The organism is Pseudomonas sp. Ag1 (assembly GCF_000278565.1).
Classification (GTDB): Bacteria; Pseudomonadota; Gammaproteobacteria; order Pseudomonadales; family Pseudomonadaceae; genus Aquipseudomonas.
In genome coordinates this window covers 1-20,627 of record NZ_AKVH01000082.1, presented here as the reverse complement: position 1 = coordinate 20,627, position 20,627 = coordinate 1, and the positions used below count along the sequence as shown (strand labels likewise).

Below are 20,627 nucleotides of genomic sequence, written 5' to 3'. Positions count from 1 at the left end.
ATAAAAACAACAGGAGAAGCGTCATGTTAAGCAAAGATACACACCTGCCAGGCACCCGTGCCGTGCCGACCTATCGCTGGGCGCTGATGCTGGTGACCAGTCTGTTTTTCCTCTGGGGCTTGTCCTACGGTTTGCTCGACGTACTGAACAAGCACTTCCAGGAAGTCCTGCACGTCAGCAAGGCCCAGTCCGGGCTGTTGCAAAGCGCCTATTTCGGCGCGTACTTCCTGATTGCCCTGCCGGCCGGGTTGTTGATGGACCGCCACGGCTACAAGGCCGGGATCCTGCTGGGCCTGTGCCTGTATGCGACGGGCGCGCTGCTGTTCATGCCGGCGGCTGCGGCGGCGAGCTTTCCGTTTTTCCTGTTCGCGCTGTTTGTCATCGCCTGCGGCCTGGGCTGCCTGGAGACCGCTGCCAACCCCTATGCCACGGTGCTGGGCGAACCCCAGGGCGCCGAGCGGCGGTTGAACCTGGCGCAATCATTCAATGGCCTTGGCCAGTTCTTCGGCCCGCTGATTGGCGGCGCGATGTTCTTCAGCGCCGGCAGCACACCGGCCTCGGACATGAGTTCGTTGCAGACCACCTACGTGGTGATCGCGGTCCTGGTACTGCTGGTGGCGCTGCTGATCGCCCGCACGCCGCTGCCGGATTTGCGCGCGCAGGAACAGGCACTGCAACCGACGGCCGGCAAGGGTCTGTGGCAGCACCGGGAGTTCGTCGGTGGGGTGATCACGCAGTTTTTCTATGTGGCGGCCCAGGTCGGAGTCGGCGCATTTTTCATCAACTACGTCACCGAGCATTGGGCACAGATGGGCAATCAGCAAGCCGCCTACCTGCTGTCGATCGCAATGCTGGCCTTCATGTTCGGGCGCTTTTTCAGTACCTGGCTGATGGGCCGGGTCAGCGCGCAGAAGCTGCTGCTGATTTATGCGCTGATCAATATCGCGTTGTGCGGCCTGGTGGTGATCGGCCTGGAAGGTATCTCGGTGATCGCGCTGATCGCGGTGTTCTTCTTCATGTCGATCATGTTCCCGACGCTGTTCGCCATGGGCGTGAAGAACCTCGGGCCGCACACCAAGCGCGGCAGTTCGTTCATGATCATGGCGATCGTCGGCGGCGCCCTGATGCCCTACTTGATGGGCAAGGTGGCGGACAACAGCACAGTGGCGCTGGCTTACCTGTTGCCTATGGGGTGTTTCGTGATTGTGGCGGTGTATGCCCGTAGTCGCTTGCGCCATCCGTGAAGTACCGCCCCGGCGTCGTCCCGAACGTACGCCGGAACATCGCAATAAAGGCACTGACGTTTTCATAACCCAGGTCCAGCGCAACCCGGGTCACGGGTGCATGCGCCGCCAGCAACTCCAGGGCGCGCAACAATCGCGCGCGCTGGCGCCACTGGCTGAAGGTGAACCCGGTCTCGGCAATAAACCGCCGGGCCAGGGTGCGCGGCGAGACACCGGCCCACTGCGCCCAGTGTTCCAGCAGGCGGTTGTCGTCGGGACTGTCGGCCAGCGCCTGGGCGATGCGCAACAGGCGCGGGTCCCGGGGCAGCGGCAAGCCGAATGGTTCCTGGGGCAACCCGGCGATTTCATCAAGGATCACCTGGGCGATCCGTGACTGTGGCGGCTCGAGCAGCAGCTGGCTCCAGGTTGCCGCGCGCCTGACGGCTTCCAGCAACAAGGCCGACGTGGCGATAACGCACGTCTGTCGGGGCAGCCCTGCACATGCCTGGGGTTCGACATACACACTCCAGCCATCAAACGGCCCGTGGGAACGCAAGGCATGGGAACAATCGGGGGCAATCCACACCGCATGGGTGGCCGGTACTACCCAATGCTGGTGCGCCGCCTGCACCGACAACAACCCGCGCTGGGCTCCGAGCAATTGCCCGCGGGCATGCTGATGAAGGGCCGTGGTGCGTGCTACCGGACTGCTGCGCAACGTCGCCACCAGCAACGGACCGCCGGTCGCATTGGCGAGCTGGGCTGAAACGAGTGTTGACGGCATATGGCAGCTTTACCGTATTGAATGACCAGGATAAGGCAGTGTAGCCATTTGCGCACGCCCAGACTGCGGATTCATTCATTGAGGGCTCCGCCATGCGTGCAGAAGACGTACTTCCCGACCATCTCGACCAAGGCCAATTCAATGGCGTGACCGTGCGCAAGGGCACGGTGGGCGCATTCCTCGCCAACGCCAGAACCTGGTGCGATCCGGCCACCCCGGACGAGCAGCGCTTGCTGGCCGAACAGGACATCCTGCAAGCCCTCCCCGCCCTGCAGGCCCTGGGCTTGTTTGAAGTGTTGCAGGTGCGGGATGGCAAACTGGCGCGGCTGCTGAAGTGAGAGGATCGGCCTGGAAGGTGGTAATCCGTCGCTGGAAGCCCGGGGTTCACCAGTTCTCGCGGGGATTACGCACCTTCCAGGCCACCTCGCACCTCAAGTGGTTACTTGTCCTACGAACTGATAGTGGTTGGAAAGGCCCGTCGCGTTCCATGATCCTGGAAAAAATGTTTGGCCCTGTGTTCAGGCATGCCAAGGGAACCCGGCTCGCTCGATACGGCCTGATGTGCAAGGATGTTGCGCTGCACATCGTTCGTTGAACGCAAAACCAAGGATTTTTCATGACCGCCATCAGCACCCCAGCGCCCGTGGTACCCGGGCGGCTGGAACAAATGTCGACCCGCATCGCGTTTTTCATCGCCGGCTTCGGCATCGCCGCCTGGGCACCACTGGTGCCTTATGCCAAGGCCCGCGCCCAACTCAATGAGGGCACCCTCGGCCTTTTGCTGTTGTGCCTGGGGGTGGGCTCGATGATCGCGATGCCGGTCGCCGGGGCCCTGGCGTCGCGCTACGGTATCCGGCGAGTGGCCACCGGCGGCACCCTCCTGATCTGCCTGGGCCTGCCGATGCTGGCCACCGTCACCTCGATTCCGTTGCTGATGGCCGCGCTGTTTGTGTTTGGTGCCGGCCTGGGCACGGTGGACTCCACGGTCAACCTGCAAGCGGTGATGGTCGAACGGGCCAGCGGCAAGACCATGATGTCGGGCTTCCACGGGCTGTTCAGCCTGGGCGGGATCGTCGGAGCGGCAGGTGTCAGCGGGCTGCTGGGGTTGGGCTGGTCGCCGTTGCAGGCCACCCTCGCCGTGATCGTCGTCATCGTAGTGGCCTTGCTCAAGGCCGGGCCACACCTGCTGCCTTACGGCAGTGAAAGCTCCGGGCCGGCCTTTGCCGTGCCCCACGGCGTGGTGCTGTTTATCGGCTGCCTGTGCTGCATCGTGTTTCTTGCCGAAGGCGCCGTGCTGGACTGGAGCGCGGTGTTCCTGAGCGCCGAGCGCGGCCTTGACGAGGCCTATGCGGGCCTTGGCTACGCAGCCTTTGCCTTGACCATGACCGTCGGGCGCCTTACCGGCGACAGGATAGTTCGCCGCCTGGGCGCAACCCGGGTGATTGTATTCGGCGGCGCGCTCGCCGCCGGCGGCATGCTGTTGGCGACGCTATTACCTGCGTGGGAAACCGCCCTGCTGGGGTATGCATTGGTCGGTGCCGGGTGTTCGAACATCGTACCGGTGCTGTACACCGCCGTCGGCAAGCAGACCGTCATGCCGGAACACATTGCCGTGCCCGCCATCACCACCCTGGGCTACACCGGCATTCTCGCCGGCCCTGCGGTGATCGGCTTCATCGCCCATGGCAGCAGCTTGAGCACTGCCTTTGTGCTGATTGCCGTACTGCTGATCGGTGTGGCGATCAGCGGGAAAATACTGCGGGTCTGACCACCCAGCCCCATCACGCCTCGTACATTGAGGCGTCAACCCGGGGTCATTTGGCTTTCTGGAGTTCCAGCCAGCGATCAAGGGTTTTGTTGCTGAGCCAGCCCGCCTGGTGATGGCTGCCGAAAATTCGCCGACCGCTGTCGGCGGTGTTTTCCAGCGACCGCAACAAGCCCGGCCGGTCCACAAGGTTTTTCGCCATATACACCTGCTGTTCGTCGTATTTCTTCTTCGGTAGCCCCGTGGCCGGGTCCAGTACAACTTGGCCATGGCTGTCGAGCTCATCCGGGTCTTTGCTCATCATCGCCAGCACCTCGATATTGACGTAGCAGATCTGCTCGAAAAACCCCATGCGGTCCCGCGACCGGTCCCGTAACTCGGTGAACATTTCCTTGAACAGACGGACGAGATCGGCATTGTTTTTTGTGTGGAAAGGGTCCGGGCTGAAGGCACTGGGATCGCTGTTGCCGAACACGACGTTCTCGGCCTGTGCCAGGCTTTCGCGGGTGATGTAGCCGTCCTGGTCGAGGATCGCATCGATCAGGCGCGGACGCTGGATGATCGCCTTGGCAAGCAGGATAGCGCTGTCGGCCTCTCGGCTGGCACCGAGCTTTTTACTGGCGATTCGTTGCAGTGAAGACAGCTTCAGTCCGTCAGTTCTCATGGAGTTTTTTCAGCATGGCAAATTGGGCGTTCGCCGCGCTCACCAAATCGCTGTCCGGCAAACGAATGTAGGGATTGGGCCCGCGGAGGCGGCTGGCCACTTCGTTCTGAAGCCCCAGGTGTTGCAGCAGACTCCTGCAGTGACTCTCCCCCCGCAAAGGAGGCCGATAGCCTGATGAGCGGACAGGCGCCCCGCCGGATTGATGGCTGTGCTTTCGCGCAGCCTCACCGGGTTCACTTGAAGCGGCGTGAATTGCCCGTGTACCGCCGTCCAGTGCCGGGGCAATACAGGGTGTAGCACCGAGGTGCTGGCAGACCGACCCGCCGTTGATTGTCATGATTCATCTCCACCATTTTCCGGTTCCACATTGACCTGGTCATCATCCCGGCAATCGCCGTATCGCTCAGGTGAAAACAGGCCAAAGGTGTGTGGTGTGCCGGTGGCAATGGTTCCGAGATAGAGCAGCGTTCCAATGACAACATGTAAAAACCGAAGAATCAGTCGGCTTTTCGAGACCCTGGCGAGGTCGGTTTTGTCTCCTGCCAAAGGTCTTTGATCGCTGCGACCATAGCGCCCATCACCGCGCGCAACGGGCGTAACCCAGGCGCGTGGGAGGCAGGCAACTGCCCGTGCGGCAACATGCCTTTGATGAAGTCGTCAGCCGCCGGGGCCTGGAATGTGTGCTGCCCGGTGAAGTTCTTCACTCGCCGGGCTTCGGCGCCCTCTTCGCACCGTTTGCCCGGTGCGGCAACGGGGGGCGGTTGCAGGGTATCGCTGCCCGTCGGCGCAAGACAGGCTGGCTGATAGCCAGGATTTTGCGATCCACACGAAGGTGTAGCCATGTCTGAGCCCTGGCTGAGAGTTTGAAAGCAGCGGATTGAGCAAGGCAGGTCATCACGCCGCGAGAGGGTCGCGGCGTGATCGAGCTAAAACAAGTTCAGAGAGAGGTGGCGCAGGGCGGCTCTGCCGATCTTGCCGTCATACCGGTCAAGAGAGTCCATCAGCGTTAACAGGCTTGAGCGCTGAGTGACTTCCTTGGCCAACTCGATGAGCCGCTGTTGCTTTGGGTCGCTCGACGACGATGCGGCCAATTTTTTCAAATCTTTGATACTGATGGAGCGGCTCCAGATACCCTTCAGGGCGTCGAAGTCCTTCAACATCTGTTCGGCGAGCTGTTTGTCGGTCTTGTACTTCAAGGCGTTGCCGGAGTCGAGCACGGCGTTGAGGTCCCGCCGGGAGATTCGACCATCCAGATCACCGGTCCTGCCGGCTCGGTCAAAGGCTTGTATTACGTCTGGGCGTCGCAGCAGTTCCCGGGCCAACAGAATGTTCTCATTACGGTCCTGGTCGTTGGTCAACCGTCTGCCCGCCATCTCCTCCAGGCTTTGTTTTGTGATGAAGGGCTGGCCCGGCACCGTGAACGCATCAAATTTGTTCTTGAGGAGGTTCCCCAGTTGATCGGGGGTTTGCCTCGAAAAGTGTGGGTCCGGGCGACCGTATCCCGGGTCAGGCTTGCAGGGGGTCGGACGGCAGTGTCCGGGAAGAGGCCTGAGTGGAATGGAAGGGTCAGGACGACCATAACCGGGGTGAGGCCGGAACGGATTGAACAGCTTGTGCAGAAAGTCCTGAAGCTGTCCAATCAGCCCGCCCAGGAACGAGTTTGCATAGGACGCCCGGAATGAGTTGTTGGCGGCACCATGGGGATCCATCGTGCTCTGCGTCGTCGTCCAATTCGAATATCCCGGGCCGATCCCATTCTGTGGCACGTTGAAGCTGATGTGGATCGACCCCTGCCCGGAGCGTGAGCGTGACTGCGTCGATGTGGCGGCATCAGTATGCGGCTGCGCGGCGTTATCAGAGGGGTTGGCAACAGTTGAGTTGGATAAGGTTACCGACATAGGCATCTCCAGTTCGGCGTATTGACACGATTCACTCCCGGCTCAAAGACACCTCGGCGATACAAGGTATCCCATGGAAAGTGGGCACCTCCTTGTGTGGTAGACCTGTCGGATTCAGTTCCTGCGGACGCAGAAAATCGTTAGAAAAAGAGTAGGAAGAAGGGCTATGGCGAGGGGGCTTGCGCCCCCTCGTCACTGTCGATACCTGGGATCAGGCACGCATCAGAAGCCCACGCTGGCCTGCACGAAGAACGTGCGCGGTTCACCCAGGTAGATCCCGGAGTTGTTGTCGCTGGAGCGGGTGTAGTGTTCCTGGTTGAACACGTTTTTTACCCCGACGCCCAGCTTCAGGTTCGACAGTTGCGCACCGAAGTCATAACCGCTGCGCACGTTGACCGAGACGTAGCCGGGAATATCCCCGTACTGGCCATCAGCAGTCGGCTGGGTGATGTAGGTGGTACCGGTGCCCGGCGCACGCTGGCCGGACTGGGCATAGACGTCCAGGTTGTGGGTCCAGTGGTTGATGTCGTAACGCAGCCCCAGGGTGGCCACTTCACGGGAGTACAGCGGCAAGTCGCGGCCCTTGAAGGCAACGTCGCCTTCGGAGGTGGCCCTGGTGTAGGTGAAGCCGGCGTTGGCGGTCAGGCCGTCCAGGCGCGGGTCGAGGTTCGACAGGTCGTAATGGGCCGACGCTTCGATGCCCTCGTGCCTGGTAGCGCCGAGGTTGGTCCAGCCCACATCGTTGCTGACGTATTGCAACTCGTCCGAGAAGTCGATGTAGAACAACGTCACTTCGCCGCCCCAGACGTTGTCGTTGTAGCGGGTACCGATTTCGTAGGTCTTGGCTTTTTCCGGGTTCAGGCCGTTCGCGGTCTGGTCGCCGTTACCGCCCTGGCCCAGTTGGAAGTATTGCAGGCTGCCGAAGGAGGTTTCGTAGTTGGCGAACAGCTTCCAGGCATCGGAGACGTGGTACATCACGCTCAGGGCCGGCAACGGTTCGTTGTTGTGGATCTCGCGGCGCTTCTCCTGAACCGTGGCGCCATTGAGGCCTACCACCGGACGGTCGTGCCATTCGGTGCGAATCTGCTCAAAGCGAATGCCCGGGGTGACGGTCCATTTGCCGATATCAATCTTGTTGTCGATATAGAACGAGTTGGCCTCGGTGCCACCGGTACGGTCCTGGTACACGTGGCCGTCACTCTGGCCCACGGGCGTCGGCACGTTGTTGACCAGCGCCAGGCTGGTGGCCTGCTCGTGCATGCCTTCCTTGAGGTAGCGATAACCGACGCTGACTTCCTGGGTGCTCGGCCCCAGGTCAAATACATGGGACACACGCGGCTCGATGCCGAAGGTGTAGTAGGTGCGCGGGTAGGAACCCAGGGTCTTCAGGTCGCGGTTGGCGATGTTGCTGCCGCGGAAACTGTCGGAGTAGTAGGTCAGCACTTCAGCCTGGGTGCGGTCGTCGATCTGCCGGATGTACTTGAAGGACATATCCTTGCGCCGGCCATTGAAGTTGTCCCAGTCACGTACCGATTGATACGGGTTGGCGTCGTACTGCTTCTGGGTCAGGCCGCCGGGCATGTCGGCGCTGGCGTCGTAGTAGTGGAAATTCAGCGAGAAATCGTCTTGATCGGTCGGCGCCCAGTGGGTCTTGAAGATCACGTCGTCGATGTCGTTGGAGTTGTTGCGGTCGCGGTAACCATCGCCCTTGGTCCCGGAATACAGCAACGCAGCACCGATACCGTTGTCGGCGGTGCCGCCGATGAAGGCGTTTTCAATGTGTTTCCAGCCGCCGTGGGCCGCGGTTTCCAGGGTGGTGCCGACTTCGCCGGAGAATTTTTCCGGGATGGCCCGGGTGACGAAGTTGATCACGCCGCCGACGTTCTGTGGTCCATAACGTACGGAGCCTGCGCCACGCACCACGTCGATGCTGTCGAGGTTGCCGGAGGAAATCGGCGCCATCGACAACTGCGGCTGGCCGTAGGGTGCAAACGCTGCCGGTACGCCGTCGATCAATACCGTGGAGCGTGGCGACAGACGCGAGGTCAGGCCGCGTACCCCGACGTTGAGGGAAATATCACTGCCACCGGTGCCGTTGGCCTCCTGTACCTGCACCCCGGGAATGCGCCGCAGCACGTCACCGACGTTCATCGCGCCCTGCTCCACCATGGCTTCACGGCGCACCACGGTGCGCGCGCCCGGGTGGTTCTGCACCACTTGGGCATTCGCGTCGCCGAGCCAGTCGCCAACCACCTTGATGTCGGTGGCACCCAACTCCAGCGGCGAACCGGCTTCGCCGGTGCCCTTGCCCAGCGGGCGCAGGGTCACGGAGCCCGCATCGATCTGGTAATCCAGGCCGCTGCCCTGCAGCAACTGGCGCAGCGCTTGTTCGGGCGACAGGTTGCCGTCGACGGCCGGGGCTTGTTTGCCGGCCACCATGTCGGGGCTGAAGAACACTTGCAGCGACGTCTGCTGACCCAATTGGCTCAAGGCCGAACCCAGGGACTGGGCCTGGATATGAATGCCATCGTCAGCATAGGCCGCCGGCAGTGCGGCGCTGACGGCCAGCGCCAGGGCGAGGGGTGCCCAGCGGGATGATTTATTGTTTTTCATGGCGAGTTTTTTCACGTCGAACGTAGTCCTGTGATCGCAAGAGAGTGCGGCTGTTAATGCAAACCAGTTGCAGTTGCACAAGAAGACGAAGAACTCGAAAAAAACCTGAATCTATCGCGAAATTATTTCCTGGCTACCGTCCGGCAAGGTGCGCAAGGCCACCGGAAGAATGTGCGGCAAGGCCTTGAGCAAGGCGTCGGTGTCGGTGGATTTGAACACGCTGGTCAAGCGCAGGTTGCTCACCGCGGGCGCGCTGACCCGCAAAGGTTGCTCGCGGTAACGTGAGACCTCCCGAGCCACTTCGCCGAGAGTGGCGTTGTTGAACACCAGCTTGCCGGTGCGCCAGGCCGTGAGCTCTTCAGGGTTGACGGCGTAGGCAGCCGCCACCTGGCCCCGGGTATCCACATGGGTGCCCCGACCGGCCGTGAGCATCACGATGTCATCGGATGAGCGCCCTTGCACTTTGACCGTACCGGCCTCGACCACCACGCGGGTCTGGTCGTCATCGCGGCGCACGTCGAAACGCGTACCGGTGACCGTCACCTGCCCTGCCCCGGCGTCCACCACGAAGGGCCGGCTGGTGTCGTGCTCGACGCTGAACATGGCCTCGCCCTGCTTGAGCTCGATGCCGCGCTGGCCTTTTACATAGTGCACGGCCACCACGCTGCGGCTGTTCAAGTCCATCAGTGAGCCGTCGGGCAACGCCACCTGCCGGCGCTCCCCCAACGCAGTGCGGAACTCGGCGTTGTACGTCGCCGGATGATCCAGGCCACTGAACAACCCCAGGCCCAGGGCCACCGCCAGCACACTTGCAGCCACTGCATAACGCAGCACGGGCCGGCGCTTCGCGCGCGGTTGCGGGGCATCGCACAACGCCTGCAAGCGCGCCTTGGGCACCAGGTCGGTGGCACTCCACAAACCTTGCAGCACATCAAATTCGTACTGGTGCTCGGCATGCTCTGCACGCCAGGCATCAAAACGCTCGCGTTCTTCTGCGCTCAATGGGCTGTCCTGCACACGCACAAACCATTGCGCCGCCTCGTCGCGGGCCGTCGCACTGCCGCAGGCACACTCACGGGTATCCATCATGGAAGATCCTGTTTCAAAGCGGGCATTGGTCATGGTGCCATCGCATCCAGGCGGTCACGTAGATGCCGCAGGGTGCGGATCATATACTTTTCCACCATGTTTTTAGACAGGCCCAGGCGTTCGGCGATTTCCTGCTGGGTCAGGCCCTCGATTTTCTGCCAGATGAAAATCTTGCGGCAATTGAGCGGCAGCTCGGCCAGGGCTCGCTCGATGGAATCCGCCAGCTGGATCGCGTGCATGAAATGCTCCGGGTCGCCACTGTGGGGCGAACTCTGATCAAAGGCTTCCAGGGCCATCGCCTCCCGCCGGTCCTCGCGGCGATAGGCGTCAACGGCGATATTGCGCGCCGTTTGATGCAGATAGGCGCGAGGTTGCTCAACCTTGGTGGCGCTGGATTCAAGCACCCGCACAAAAGTGTCGTGGGCCAGGTCTTCGGCCTGCTGACGGTTTCTCAGGCGGCGCGTCCAGGTCCCGATCAACTCTTCGTAGTGCTCGAAAAAGCCTGTTCTGCGGGGCGGCTGAGGAGTCATCAAGGAAGCACTGGGGAGGCGGGGTGTGAATAGTAATGCTTCCTATTAAGTGGAGCAATTGCTTGCCGTCGTCCTCTTTCCTCGACCCTTGTACAACCCGCCCAATCCCGGCAGCATTCGCCCGTGACTTTCACGGACGAGCACCTTATGACCCTGCCCTTTTTCGCCCCCGTACTTCTCACCACCGAACGCCTGGGCCTGCGCCCTCCCCATCAGGATGACTGGCGCGCGCTGTTTGCCATTTGGTCCGACCCCGAGGCCATGCGCTACTTTTCCTTTCCCACCATGACCCGCGCCGAGCAAGCCGTTGAACGCTTCGGCCAATTGATGGAGGCATCGATTGCCGGTGAAGACCTGGTGTGCATGGTGGAGTTGCTGGCCACCGGCGAGGTGATCGGCAGTTGCGACCTGTTCAATGTCGACGAGCAATGCCGCCGCGCTGAAATCGGCTTTACCCTGGGCCGCCAGCATTGGGGCAAGGGCTACATGAGCGAAGCCGCCCGCGCCGTGATCGACCATGGGTTCAACACCGCCGGGCTGCGCCGCCTTGAAGCCGACATTGACCCACGCAACCTGGGCTCCGCGAAGCTGCTTGAGCGCCTGGGTTTCGTCCGCGAAGGCTTGCTGCGCGAGCGCTGGGTGGTCGGCGACGAGATCTCGGACAGCGCGCTGTATGGCCTGCTCAAGCGTGACCGTCCTGCCTGACCCACAACGGGCGCCCCTTCTTCAGGCCGACGATCAGGGCCAAGAGGATCAAGCCCATGGCCTGCCACTGCGAAACCCCGGGGCGCTCACCCAGGATCAGCATTGAGCTGACGATGCCGAACACCGGGATCAGCAGTGACAGGGGCGCCACCCGGGCAACCGGGTACTCGCGCAACAGCAGGTTCCAGCCCCAGTAACAAAAGTGCGTCGCGCCATACACCTGGAACGCCAGCGAGAACAACGCCACGCCGTTCAGTTGAGCAGGCAAAGCGATAAAGGCTTGCGAGCCATCCAGCAGCCACGTCAACAGCACCAGCGGCAACGGCGCAAACAGGCTGGCCCAGACTACGAAGGCAAAGATCTCCCGCACCCCGGAGACCTTGATGATGATATTGCCGATGCTCCAGGCCAACGCGCTGAACAGCACCAAGGCAAACCCCAGCATCGTGGCCGTGCCCTGCACACTCAACAGCATGCCCACCAGGCCCATGGCCGCCAGCGCCACGCTGATCAATTGCGGCACGGACAGGCTTTCACGAAACAGCAGCACGCCCCAGCCCATGGTGAAAAATGCGCTGAACTGGATCAGCAACGACGCGCTGCCGGGCGGCACGCCCATGGCGATCCCGAGGTTGATCAAGGCCCACATCGCCACCCCGAATATCAAGCCATAGGCCGCCAGCCACTTCACCGCGACCTGGGGCCGGCGCACCAGGAACACCCAGGGCAACGCCGCCAGGGTGAACCGCAGGGCCGTCAGCAACAGCGGGTTGATCTCGGCCAGGCCGAGTTTGGTAATGGGGAAATTGAGTCCCCACACAGCCGTCACCAGGACGGCCAGTAACAGGTGTTTTTGCTTCATCGTGACGGGTCCATTGACTCGGTGGCACGACAGGAGGCCGTGCATCCGACAGATTTTTTCGTAAACCGCGATGGCCCGCCTGCGATTGTGGGTCAACAAAGGCTAGAATCAGGCCATGCCCGATATTCATCCCTACGAAAACACCCCGCGCGACGTGGTCGTGACCGCCATCGACTATGCCGACGGCGAGCTGTTCCCCGCCCACGCGCACCCGCGAGGCCAGTTGGCCTATGCCAGCCAGGGTGTCATTACCGTCTACAGCGCCACCGGTAACTGGGTGGTGCCGCCCCGCCGCGCGATCTGGGTGCCGCCGCATGTGTCCCACGCAATGCTGATGCGCGGGCCGGTGACGATGCTCAACACCTACATTCGCCCGCAGGCGGCGCGGCGGCTGGAGTTGCCGCAACAGTGCCAGGTGCTGGATGTGTCGCCGCTGCTTGGGCAGTTGCTGGAGAAGGCCGTCGAGGTACCTGCGCGTTACGCGATGGGTGGCCGCGACAGCTATTTGATGGGCTTGCTGCTGCACGAGATCGCCCGGATGCCGGTGCTGCCGCTGTGTGCGCCGTTGCCGGCCGAGCCTCGATTGGCGAAGGCCTGCGAAGAGTTTCTGGCTGGGCCTTCGTTGGAGGTCAGCATTGATGCCATGGCCTTCGGCGCGGGGATGAGCCGCCGGACGTTTACCCGGCAGTTTCGTCAAGCCACGGGTATCAGTTACCTGCAGTGGCGCCAGCAAGCCTGCCTGCTGGCGGGGATTGTGCGGCTGGGCAATGGGGAACCGGTGACCAGGGTGGCGCTGGATTTGGGGTATAGCAGCCCGAGTGCGTTTGCGACGGTGTTCAAGCGTGTGTTGGGTGAGGTGCCGAGTCGTTATTTCAGCAACGAGTTGCGACGCTGATTGAGACCGGTGGGGGGATTTGTGGATGGATTGGTCCGGGGTATTTACCCGTTGCTGCGGTAACGGCGTCAATGACTTTACCGACGCGGTACTACGGGAAAAAATCCGCTTCAGGTAATCTGTCTGTCACCTTGATTGACAGATCAGACGGTTTTGGAGCGCCTCATGCAACGCATTGGTTTCATCACCTTTTCCGGTTTCGGCGTCATGAGTTTCTCTGCACTGTCAGTTTTCGAGAGTGCCAATAATGCATTGGGTAAAACCCATTACGACGTACGTCTGATCTCGGAGCACGGCGGGCCGGTACGCAGTTCACTCGGCGTGGTGGTGCAGACTGAAGCCTTCGGCAAGACTGCATTCGACACGGTGATCATCGGTGGCGGCAATGACCGCGAATTCACGCCCGGCTTGCTGGATTACCTGCGTCAGGCTGCCAGAAATAGCCGACGCCTGGCCGCCACCTGCTCCGGAACCTTCTTCCTGGCCCAAGCCGGTTTGCTTGACGGTATGCGAGCGACCACCCACTGGTTTTTCGCGGCAGAATTCCGCAAACGCTACCCCAAGGTGCGGCTGGAAGAGGAGCGTTTGTTTATCGTCGACGGTTCGCTATGGACAAGCGCCGGCATGACCGCTGGCATCGACCAAGCCCTGGCGATGGTCGAAGCCGATCTTGGCGCGACGGTAGCGCGGGCGGTATCGAAAACCTTCATCCTGCAAAACCGCCGTGCCGGGGGGCAGCCACAGTCCTCGGCACTGCTGGACATGGAACAGAAGACCGACCGTATCCAGACTGCCATAGCCTATGCGCGCAATAACCTGCATCGCAGCCTGAGCCTCGACGAACTGGCCGAAGCAGCCCATTTAAGCCTGCGCCAATTCAGCAGGGCGTTTCGAGCACAGACCGGCGTATCCCCAGCCAAAGCCATTGAAAAGCTGCGGATCGAAACAGCCTTGGTGCTGATCCAGGACGGCCGTCATCCTATCGAAGGCATTGCCCGCCAGACCGGCTTTGGCGACAGCGAACGCATGCGAAGGGCATTTATCCGCGAATTCGGCAAACCGCCGCAGGTGATGCGGCGCACGGCAAGAAGCCGGTCGGAAACGGCGGCATCGGGAATGTCCAGAAACGAGGGTTAAATGGCCTTTGCTTCGCCCTGCCCGAGCCTAGGCTAAACCTCAGGTCACTCAACCCGATTCCCGAGGAACTCCATGAAACCTTATGCCCTGGCCTTCGGCGCCTTGCTCAGCCTGCTTAGCGCCACCACAAGCTTCGCCGCAGCCAAAGAGGATGACGCTCGCGCCTTCTTCACCCGGTTTGTCGCCGCTCAAAACGCCCACGACCTCACCCAGATCAAGGCAATGCTCTGGGACTCGCCAAAAATGCTCTGGTACGCCCGAGGTGGCGAAAACTGGGGGCCGGATGCGGTGGTCAGCAAGCTCAAGGTGTACTACCAGGGCGCCTGGCAACTTAAGCCCGACATGAGCCACTTCAGCGTGGTGCTGGTGGCCGATAACGTTGCGCAACTGATGGTGCCGATCACCTTCACCCGTAGCCACGCCGGTGAAACACCTACCGACAGCACCTTCCTGATCAGCCAGACGCTGGTCATGGGCAAGGATGGCTGGCGTGTAGCGAGCATCATGCCGATCGCCGATACCAACTTCAAATAAGCCGATGTCCGAAAACGAGACCTTGGCGCAAACGCTTACGCGTCTTAGCGTTGCGTCATCAATCTGATAGTCCTGGATGGCCGGTACCTATATGACGAATAGGTACCCGCGCCACCCCACACACTCACACCAACCGCTTGATCTGCTTATGCCGCCAAACCAACCGGTAATACGCCGTCTGCAACCCCAACATCGCCAGATACGTCACCGGAAACGCCATCCACACCCCTTCCAGCCCAAACCGCGCATTCAGCAGATACGCCACCGGCAACTCTACCCCCAACACGCAAACGATCGAGATCCCCACCGGCACCAGCACCACCCCGCTGGCCCGCATGATCCCGCCCACCAAGGCCTGGAAACCGAACACCAGGATGCTCCAGAGCATGATATGCAGCAGGTGCTCGGCCTTGACCCGCGCATCCACGTCGGTAATGAACAACCCCAACAGCCAGTGCGACAACACATACCCCAGCACTATCAACCCACCCGTCAGGCACAGGTTGATCAAAATCCCCGTACGCAGGATCGGCCCGATCCGCTCCAGGCGCCCCGCCCCGATCGCCTGCGCCCCCAGAATCGACGCCGTGATCGCAATCGACAACGCCGGAAACTGCACATAGTTGACGATCTGCGTCACCGCCCCATACGCCGCCGTCGCCTGGGAACCATGGCTGTTGACCAGCGCCAGAATCACCAGCTCCGACAACGACAGCACCACCATCTGCAACCCGGTGGGCAACCCGATACGCAGGACCTTGCCCAGGATCACCCGATCCAGCCGCAGCGCCGCCATCAACTGGCGATCCGGCGCCATCACGTGGTTTTTATGGCGCAGGCGCAGCACCAGGAACGTCATCGCCAGGGCATTACCCACCAACCCCGCCACCACCGCGCTCTGGATACCCATCGGCGGCAGGCCCAGCCAGCCCTTGATCAGCGCAGGGGTCAGCACCAGGCCCACGGTGGTCGACACCATCAGCGCCAATAAGGGCGACACCGTGTCACTCACGCCCCGCAGCAGTTGGGTGAACAGGATGAACACCAGCAACAGCGGCATGATCAGCATCATCATCTGCGCATAACCCACCGCGTCATCCAGCACATCCACCGGTGTGCCCAGGGCCTGCATTGCCGGGCGCGCAAACACGCTGCCCAGCACCGCCGCGATCACCCCGATCAGGGCGCCGAGGGTCAGGGTGGCGCCGGTGATCGACTTGACCATCGAGGTTTCCTGCGCGCCCCACGCCTGGCCGATCAGCACCGAAGCACCCGCCCCCAGGCCGATCACCAGGGCGATAAAGAAAAACACGATGGGGAACATCCCCGACACCGCCGCCAACGCCTGGGTGCCGAGCATCTGCCCGACATAGATCCCGTTCAGCGTGCCGGAAAAGCTCTGGAGGAAATTGGACAGCACCATGGGTGCCAGAAAGATCAGGTAGATCTGCCACAACGGTCGTTGCTGGGTGACTTCCATGAAGGTTCGGATCTCAATGCAATTAGGCAGGGAAAGCGTTGCGTGACAACCAGGCCAGGTACAACTTCACATCCACCGGCCAGTGCGCGATCTTGTTGGAAAATTCCGCGCCGTCCTGGGCAAACAACGCCCGCGAGGCTTCTTCAAAACCTGGCAGGTCGCCGCCGATGGCGCTCATGAAACGATAGCTGGACTCCTTCGCCTGGCGCCGCTCATCGTGCTCGGCATGGGCGTTGCGCGCTTCGTCCACCAACCGGCGCAAGGCCGCCGAGGCGCCGCCGCGTTGTTGTCCCAGCCACTCCCAGTGCCTCGGCAGCAAGGTCACTTCACGGGCGACCACCCCCAGCTTCGGACGGCCTACAGTAGGTGACGCCGGCACGTCGGCCTCCGTCACCGCGACGGTCGGTTGCTGCGGTGCGTAACCGGCGGGCCAGGGATAGTCGACTTGAACACCGCTAGCGTCATCAAACACCAGCAAGCTGCCCGTCGCCAGGTCGAGGCTTTTCAGGTTTTTGGCGACGTCGGCATAAGAGCCGGCAGCCACGCGTTGGTGGCCAAGGAAGGCGGTGCAGTGTGATGCGCTCATGACTTTTACCCGGATTATTTTGTTTTACCCGGATCATATTAGTCTGAAATTTATTGAATGCAAGCCGCTTGTTGCGAAACCACCAAACGATCACTGTCGACAGTCGCGCCCATGGGGCCCACACCCGGGTCGCGCAATACGCATTCGGCAATCGCCGGCTCCAGCTCCACCCGCAATCGGCGGCCCAAGGCGCGGGCGCCGAACCCTACGTCATGGTCGCGGCACAGCCAGGCACGTGCCGATTCATCCAGCACCAATGATCGGTGCTGCGCCGCCAGGCGTTGATTGAGTTTGCCGAGTTCCACCTTGAGCAGCGCCTCAAGCCACTGATGGTCGATGGGCTCGAACATCAGGATACGATCGATGCGATTGAGAAATTCCGGTTCGAAGTGGCGGTGCAAGGCGTCCTCCAACACCCCCGCTTCACCGCGCCCCCACCAGCGCAACGGGGCAAAGCGTTGCCGGTGCCGACGCGCCTGCTGGGCGCCGATATTGCTGGTCATGAAGATCAGGCTGTTGCGAAAGTCCAGCGTACGAGCGCCGCCCGCCAGCGTCAGCTGGCCGTTTTCAAGGATGCCCAGCAGGCTGCGCACCACTTCCTGGCTGGCTTTCTCCAACTCGTCGAACAGCACGATACCAGGGCGGCTGTAGCTACCCTGGATCAGTTCGCTGTTGAACAGGCTGATGCCCTCCTTGCTGCCGACATAACCCGGCGGTGCACCGGTGAGTGCGGCGGCATAATGCTCCTGGGCCAGGGTGTGCATGTCGATACGGCAGAACCCGTCGGCACGCCCGTGCAACGCCTGCGCCAGCAGCCGGACGATTTCCGTCTTGCCGACCCCGGTAGGCCCCATGAACAGGTTGACGCTCAACGGCCGCTCACGCTCACCGATATCGGCCTTGACCACCTTGAGCAACCCTTCCATTTGGGCCAGGGCTGCGTCCTGGCCAACGATACGGCTGCGCAGCAAGGCCATGACCTGGGCCGGTTCAAAAGTAAACCGCATGCCTCAACCCGCCGTTTTTTCTTTACCGCCATGGGGCAACTGCCCCACCGGGCATTCGGCGACACCGACGGTGCTGCGGGTGAAGGCCTCGACATTCTCTTGGGCCTTTTGCGCGTCCAGCACCCAGGTGCGATAGAACTCGAATGGGCAATCCGCCACGCCCTTGTCCCCATCGCCCGAGGCATGCATGCCGGTGTAGCCACGGTGCAGCAGCTTGAACAGATGGTTCTGCGACTGGTCGTTGGCCCGTGCATCGCGGATCTGCGACACCGACAGCTGGGCGTACTGAATGCCCATCTCTTCCTCGCCGCACTCGCCCAGGGTACGGCCATCGAAGCCGATGATCGCCGAGTGCCCGAAGTACGAATACACCCCGTCGAACCCCGCCGCATTCGCCACCGCCACGTAGCAGTTATTGGCCCAGGCCATGCTCTTGGACATCTGCACCTGCTGCTCCTTGGCCGGGTACATATAGCCCTGGCAGCGCACGATCAGCTCGGCGCCTTTCATCGCACAGTCACGCCAGATCTCCGGGTAGTTGCCGTCGTCGCAGATGATCAGGCTGACCTTCATGCCCTTGGGCCCGTCGCATACGTAGGTGCGATCGCCCGGGTACCAGCCCTCGATCGGGCACCACGGAATGCATTTGCGGTAACGCTGGACGATCTCGCCGAGGTTATTGATCAGCACCAGCGTGTTGTACGGCGCCTTGTGCGGGTGCTCCTCGTGGCGTTCACCGGTCAGGGAAAACACGCCCCAGGTATTGGCCTGGCGACAGGCCGCGGAGAAAATCGCCGTCTCCTCGCCGGGAATACTCGCAGCGGTCGCCATCATCTCGTCGTGGTCGTACATGATCCCCATGGTGCTGTATTCGGGGAACACCACCAGGTCCATGCCGGGCAAACCCTGCTTCATGCCGACAATAATCTCGGCAATCTTCTTCGCGTTATCGATGACCTCGGCCTTGCTGTGCAGGCGCGGCATCTTGTAGTTCACGACAGCAACGCCGACCGTATCCGGGCTGCTGGAAATGTCGCCATGGCGCATTGCAAATCTCCTCGGTCAGTGACTGATCATCCAGGGCCGTGGCCCGGTCCTGGTCTTGAGCCCCAGCGGGTTGGCCTTGCTCGGCACCACCGGCTTGCTGGTGCCACAGCAACTGCAGCCCGCCGGGTGCTTGCGCGCTGCCTGATATTCGCCGACGGTTTGCGGCGCATGGGCGCTGCGCTCGTTACCGGCTATGGCCTTGCGCTGATTGGCCGACAGCGTGGTCAGCGCCGGCGCCGACAGCAGCAACTGCCCGCCCGGGCCGTCGCAATACGGACATTGGCTGGGTTCGTGACGCTGGGCCATGGGCCGCAGCATCGTGAAGGTGCCGCAGGACTCACAGGCATATTCGTAGGTCGGCATGGCTACAGGTCCGGAGCGATGGGCAGGTCGATGCTGCCGTCGAGGAATTGGGTCGGGCCGCTGGCATTGGGGTTGATGTCGAACTCGAAGATTTCAGTCGGCAGCCACAACGTCGCGCAGGCGTTGGGGATGTCCACCACGCCGCTGATATGCCCCTGCACCGGCGCCGAGCCGAGCAACGCATAACCCTGGGCCGGTGAGTAGCCGAACTTGGTCAGGTAGTTGATCGCATTCAGGCAGGCCTGGCGGTAAGCGACATTGACGTCCAGGTAATGCTGCTGGCCCTGTTCGTCGACGGAGATGCCTTCGAAGATCAGGTAGTTCTTGTAGTTCGGGGTGATCGGGCTTGGCTTGAACACCGGGTTCTTGATCCCGTATTTGGCCATGCCGCCCTTGATCAGCTCGACCTTCATGTGCACCCAGCCGGCCATTTCGATGGCGCCGCAAAAGGTGATTTCGCCGTCGCCCTGGCTGAAGTGCAAGTCGCCCACCGACAGGCCGGCGCCGTTGACGTACACCGGGAAATAGATCTTCGAGCCGCGGGACAAATCCTTGATATCGCAGTTGCCGCCATGCTCACGGGGCGGCACGGTGCGGGCACCGGTGGCGGCGGCATCATCACGGGCCGAGCCCTTGAGTTTGCCCATGTGCGCGGTGGAGGCCAGCGGGGCGTTGGCCAGGGGTGGGACGCGGGTCGGGTTGGTGTCGATCAGTTCCTGCTCGCGACGATTCCAGTCGGCGAGCATCACCGGGTCGGGCAGGCAGCCGATCAGGCCGGGGTGGATCAGGCCCGCAAAATTGACGCCCGGGATGTGCCGGGAGCTGGTGAACATGCCCTTGAAATCCCAGATGGCTTTTTGCGCGCTGGGGAAGTGATCGGTGAGAAAGCCGCCGCCGTTCTGGCGCGAGAAGAAGCCGTTGAAGCCCCACTGGGAGTCGGCCTTGGCGCCGATGTCGAGCAGGTCGACCACCAGCAAGTCGCCGGGTTCGGCGCCGTGTACGCCCACCGGACCGGAGAGGTAATGCACGGTGGAGAGGTCGACGTCGCGCACGTCGCTGGCGTCGTCGTTGTTCTTGATGGCGCCGGCGGTCCAGTCGTAGGTTTCGAGGATGAAGTCATCGCCGGGTTTGACCCAGCAAGCCATCGGGATGTCCGGGTGCCAACGGTTGTGGATCTGTTCGTTTTCGGTGACGGGTTGGTTGAGGTCGACTTTGATCAGGGTGTCGGTCATCGAGGTGCTCCCGGAGGGTGGGTTGGCTGTCGGGAGCAGTCTCACGGGGATGGGGTTGGGCGGGGAATACGTTGGATGACGTATGCGTCTTTGGGGTTGGGGGGCATATCCGTTTTTTGGGTGATGGCTGATATCGGTTCCGCTCTTACAGCGGCTCACTTTTGAAAAGCGCAAAAGTAAGCAAAACGCTCTTGCCCCACCACTCGGCACCTC

General features: G+C 61.8%; 21 protein-coding genes. 7 read left to right on the top strand and 14 right to left on the bottom strand.

Annotated features, from left to right (window positions below):
* Nucleotides 1-23: 23 nt before the first annotated feature.
* Nucleotides 24-1,244 (top strand): sugar MFS transporter, encoded by a 1,221-nt coding sequence (locus tag A462_RS24455; RefSeq protein ID WP_008432753.1) that lies wholly within the window; start codon nt 24-26, stop codon nt 1,242-1,244.
* On the opposite strand, the gene A462_RS24460 is transcribed toward A462_RS24455, so the two are convergent.
* Complete coding sequence (locus tag A462_RS24460; protein WP_032899034.1) at nt 1,186-2,007, bottom strand: AraC family transcriptional regulator; 822 nt, start codon at nt 2,005-2,007, stop codon at nt 1,186-1,188. The two genes, A462_RS24455 and A462_RS24460, sit on opposite strands and share 59 nt — an antisense overlap.
* A 92-nt stretch (nt 2,008-2,099) precedes the next feature.
* On the opposite strand from A462_RS24460, the gene A462_RS24465 reads away from it, so the two are divergent.
* Nucleotides 2,100-2,345 (top strand): hypothetical protein, encoded by a 246-nt coding sequence (locus A462_RS24465; protein ID WP_008432748.1) that lies wholly within the window; start codon nt 2,100-2,102, stop codon nt 2,343-2,345.
* A gap of 278 nt (nt 2,346-2,623) precedes the next feature.
* On the top strand, nt 2,624-3,775 hold the full coding sequence (locus A462_RS24470) for an MFS transporter (RefSeq protein WP_008432746.1): 1,152 nt from the start codon (nt 2,624-2,626) through the stop codon (nt 3,773-3,775).
* Nucleotides 3,776-3,821: 46 nt separating this feature from the next.
* On the opposite strand, the gene A462_RS24475 is transcribed toward A462_RS24470, so the two are convergent.
* The 6 genes from A462_RS24475 to A462_RS24500 all read right to left on the bottom strand — a co-directional run bounded on the left by A462_RS24475 (nt 3,822) and on the right by A462_RS24500 (nt 10,566).
* The gene (locus A462_RS24475; RefSeq protein ID WP_008432744.1) at nt 3,822-4,436 is read right to left on the bottom strand and encodes a hypothetical protein; all 615 of its coding nucleotides are present in this window, start codon (nt 4,434-4,436) and stop codon (nt 3,822-3,824) included.
* Between the two features lie 497 nt (nt 4,437-4,933).
* The gene (locus tag A462_RS34820) at nt 4,934-5,278 is read right to left on the bottom strand and encodes a hypothetical protein (RefSeq protein ID WP_238544218.1); all 345 of its coding nucleotides are present in this window, start codon (nt 5,276-5,278) and stop codon (nt 4,934-4,936) included.
* Nucleotides 5,279-5,362: 84 nt separating this feature from the next.
* Nucleotides 5,363-6,334: a hypothetical protein gene (locus A462_RS24485; protein WP_008432741.1), complete on the bottom strand. Its 972-nt coding sequence runs from the start codon at nt 6,332-6,334 to the stop codon at nt 5,363-5,365.
* A 222-nt stretch (nt 6,335-6,556) separates the two neighbouring features.
* Nucleotides 6,557-8,962: a TonB-dependent siderophore receptor gene (locus A462_RS24490; protein ID WP_008432739.1), complete on the bottom strand. Its 2,406-nt coding sequence runs from the start codon at nt 8,960-8,962 to the stop codon at nt 6,557-6,559.
* A 96-nt stretch (nt 8,963-9,058) separates the two neighbouring features.
* On the bottom strand, nt 9,059-10,033 hold the full coding sequence (locus A462_RS24495; RefSeq protein WP_008432738.1) for a FecR family protein: 975 nt from the start codon (nt 10,031-10,033) through the stop codon (nt 9,059-9,061).
* A 32-nt stretch (nt 10,034-10,065) separates the two neighbouring features.
* Nucleotides 10,066-10,566: a sigma-70 family RNA polymerase sigma factor gene (locus A462_RS24500; RefSeq protein ID WP_003219490.1), complete on the bottom strand. Its 501-nt coding sequence runs from the start codon at nt 10,564-10,566 to the stop codon at nt 10,066-10,068.
* Between the two features lie 147 nt (nt 10,567-10,713).
* On the opposite strand from A462_RS24500, the gene A462_RS24505 reads away from it, so the two are divergent.
* A complete protein-coding gene (locus tag A462_RS24505; protein WP_008432737.1) occupies nt 10,714-11,271 on the top strand; it encodes a GNAT family N-acetyltransferase in 558 nt (185 codons plus the stop codon).
* Here the strand turns inward: A462_RS24505 and A462_RS24510 are convergent.
* Nucleotides 11,249-12,133, bottom strand: a complete 885-nt coding sequence (locus A462_RS24510; protein WP_008432736.1) for an amino acid metabolite efflux pump — start codon at nt 12,131-12,133, stop codon at nt 11,249-11,251. The genes A462_RS24505 and A462_RS24510 overlap by 23 nt on opposite strands.
* Nucleotides 12,134-12,248: 115 nt before the next feature.
* On the opposite strand from A462_RS24510, the gene A462_RS24515 reads away from it, so the two are divergent.
* The 3 genes from A462_RS24515 to A462_RS24525 all read left to right on the top strand — a co-directional run bounded on the left by A462_RS24515 (nt 12,249) and on the right by A462_RS24525 (nt 14,699).
* Nucleotides 12,249-13,028 carry an AraC family transcriptional regulator gene (locus A462_RS24515; RefSeq protein WP_008432735.1) on the top strand — a complete coding sequence of 260 codons (780 nt, stop codon included), beginning with the start codon at nt 12,249-12,251 and terminating at the stop codon, nt 13,026-13,028.
* Nucleotides 13,029-13,193: 165 nt separating this feature from the next.
* Nucleotides 13,194-14,165, top strand: coding sequence for a GlxA family transcriptional regulator (locus A462_RS24520; RefSeq protein WP_008432734.1), 972 nt, complete (start codon nt 13,194-13,196; stop codon nt 14,163-14,165).
* 72 nt (nt 14,166-14,237) lie between these two features.
* A complete protein-coding gene (locus tag A462_RS24525) occupies nt 14,238-14,699 on the top strand; it encodes a DUF4440 domain-containing protein (protein ID WP_008432732.1) in 462 nt (153 codons plus the stop codon).
* Nucleotides 14,700-14,823: 124 nt separating this feature from the next.
* Here A462_RS24525 and A462_RS24530 read toward each other — a convergent pair whose 3' ends face one another.
* The 6 genes from A462_RS24530 to fmdA are packed head-to-tail and all read right to left on the bottom strand — an operon-like array spanning nt 14,824 to nt 20,414.
* Complete coding sequence (locus A462_RS24530; RefSeq protein ID WP_008432730.1) at nt 14,824-16,179, bottom strand: MATE family efflux transporter; 1,356 nt, start codon at nt 16,177-16,179, stop codon at nt 14,824-14,826.
* 22 nt (nt 16,180-16,201) lie between these two features.
* On the bottom strand, nt 16,202-16,765 hold the full coding sequence (locus A462_RS24535) for a DUF2239 family protein (protein ID WP_008432729.1): 564 nt from the start codon (nt 16,763-16,765) through the stop codon (nt 16,202-16,204).
* A gap of 50 nt (nt 16,766-16,815) precedes the next feature.
* A complete protein-coding gene (locus A462_RS24540; RefSeq protein WP_008432728.1) occupies nt 16,816-17,772 on the bottom strand; it encodes an AAA family ATPase in 957 nt (318 codons plus the stop codon).
* Between the two features lie 3 nt (nt 17,773-17,775).
* Nucleotides 17,776-18,819, bottom strand: coding sequence for an aliphatic amidase (locus A462_RS24545; protein WP_003218599.1), 1,044 nt, complete (start codon nt 18,817-18,819; stop codon nt 17,776-17,778).
* A 15-nt stretch (nt 18,820-18,834) separates the two neighbouring features.
* The gene (locus tag A462_RS24550) at nt 18,835-19,182 is read right to left on the bottom strand and encodes an FmdB family zinc ribbon protein (RefSeq protein ID WP_008432727.1); all 348 of its coding nucleotides are present in this window, start codon (nt 19,180-19,182) and stop codon (nt 18,835-18,837) included.
* A gap of 2 nt (nt 19,183-19,184) precedes the next feature.
* Nucleotides 19,185-20,414, bottom strand: coding sequence for a formamidase (fmdA, locus tag A462_RS24555; RefSeq protein WP_008432726.1), 1,230 nt, complete (start codon nt 20,412-20,414; stop codon nt 19,185-19,187).
* Nucleotides 20,415-20,627 lie beyond the last annotated feature (213 nt).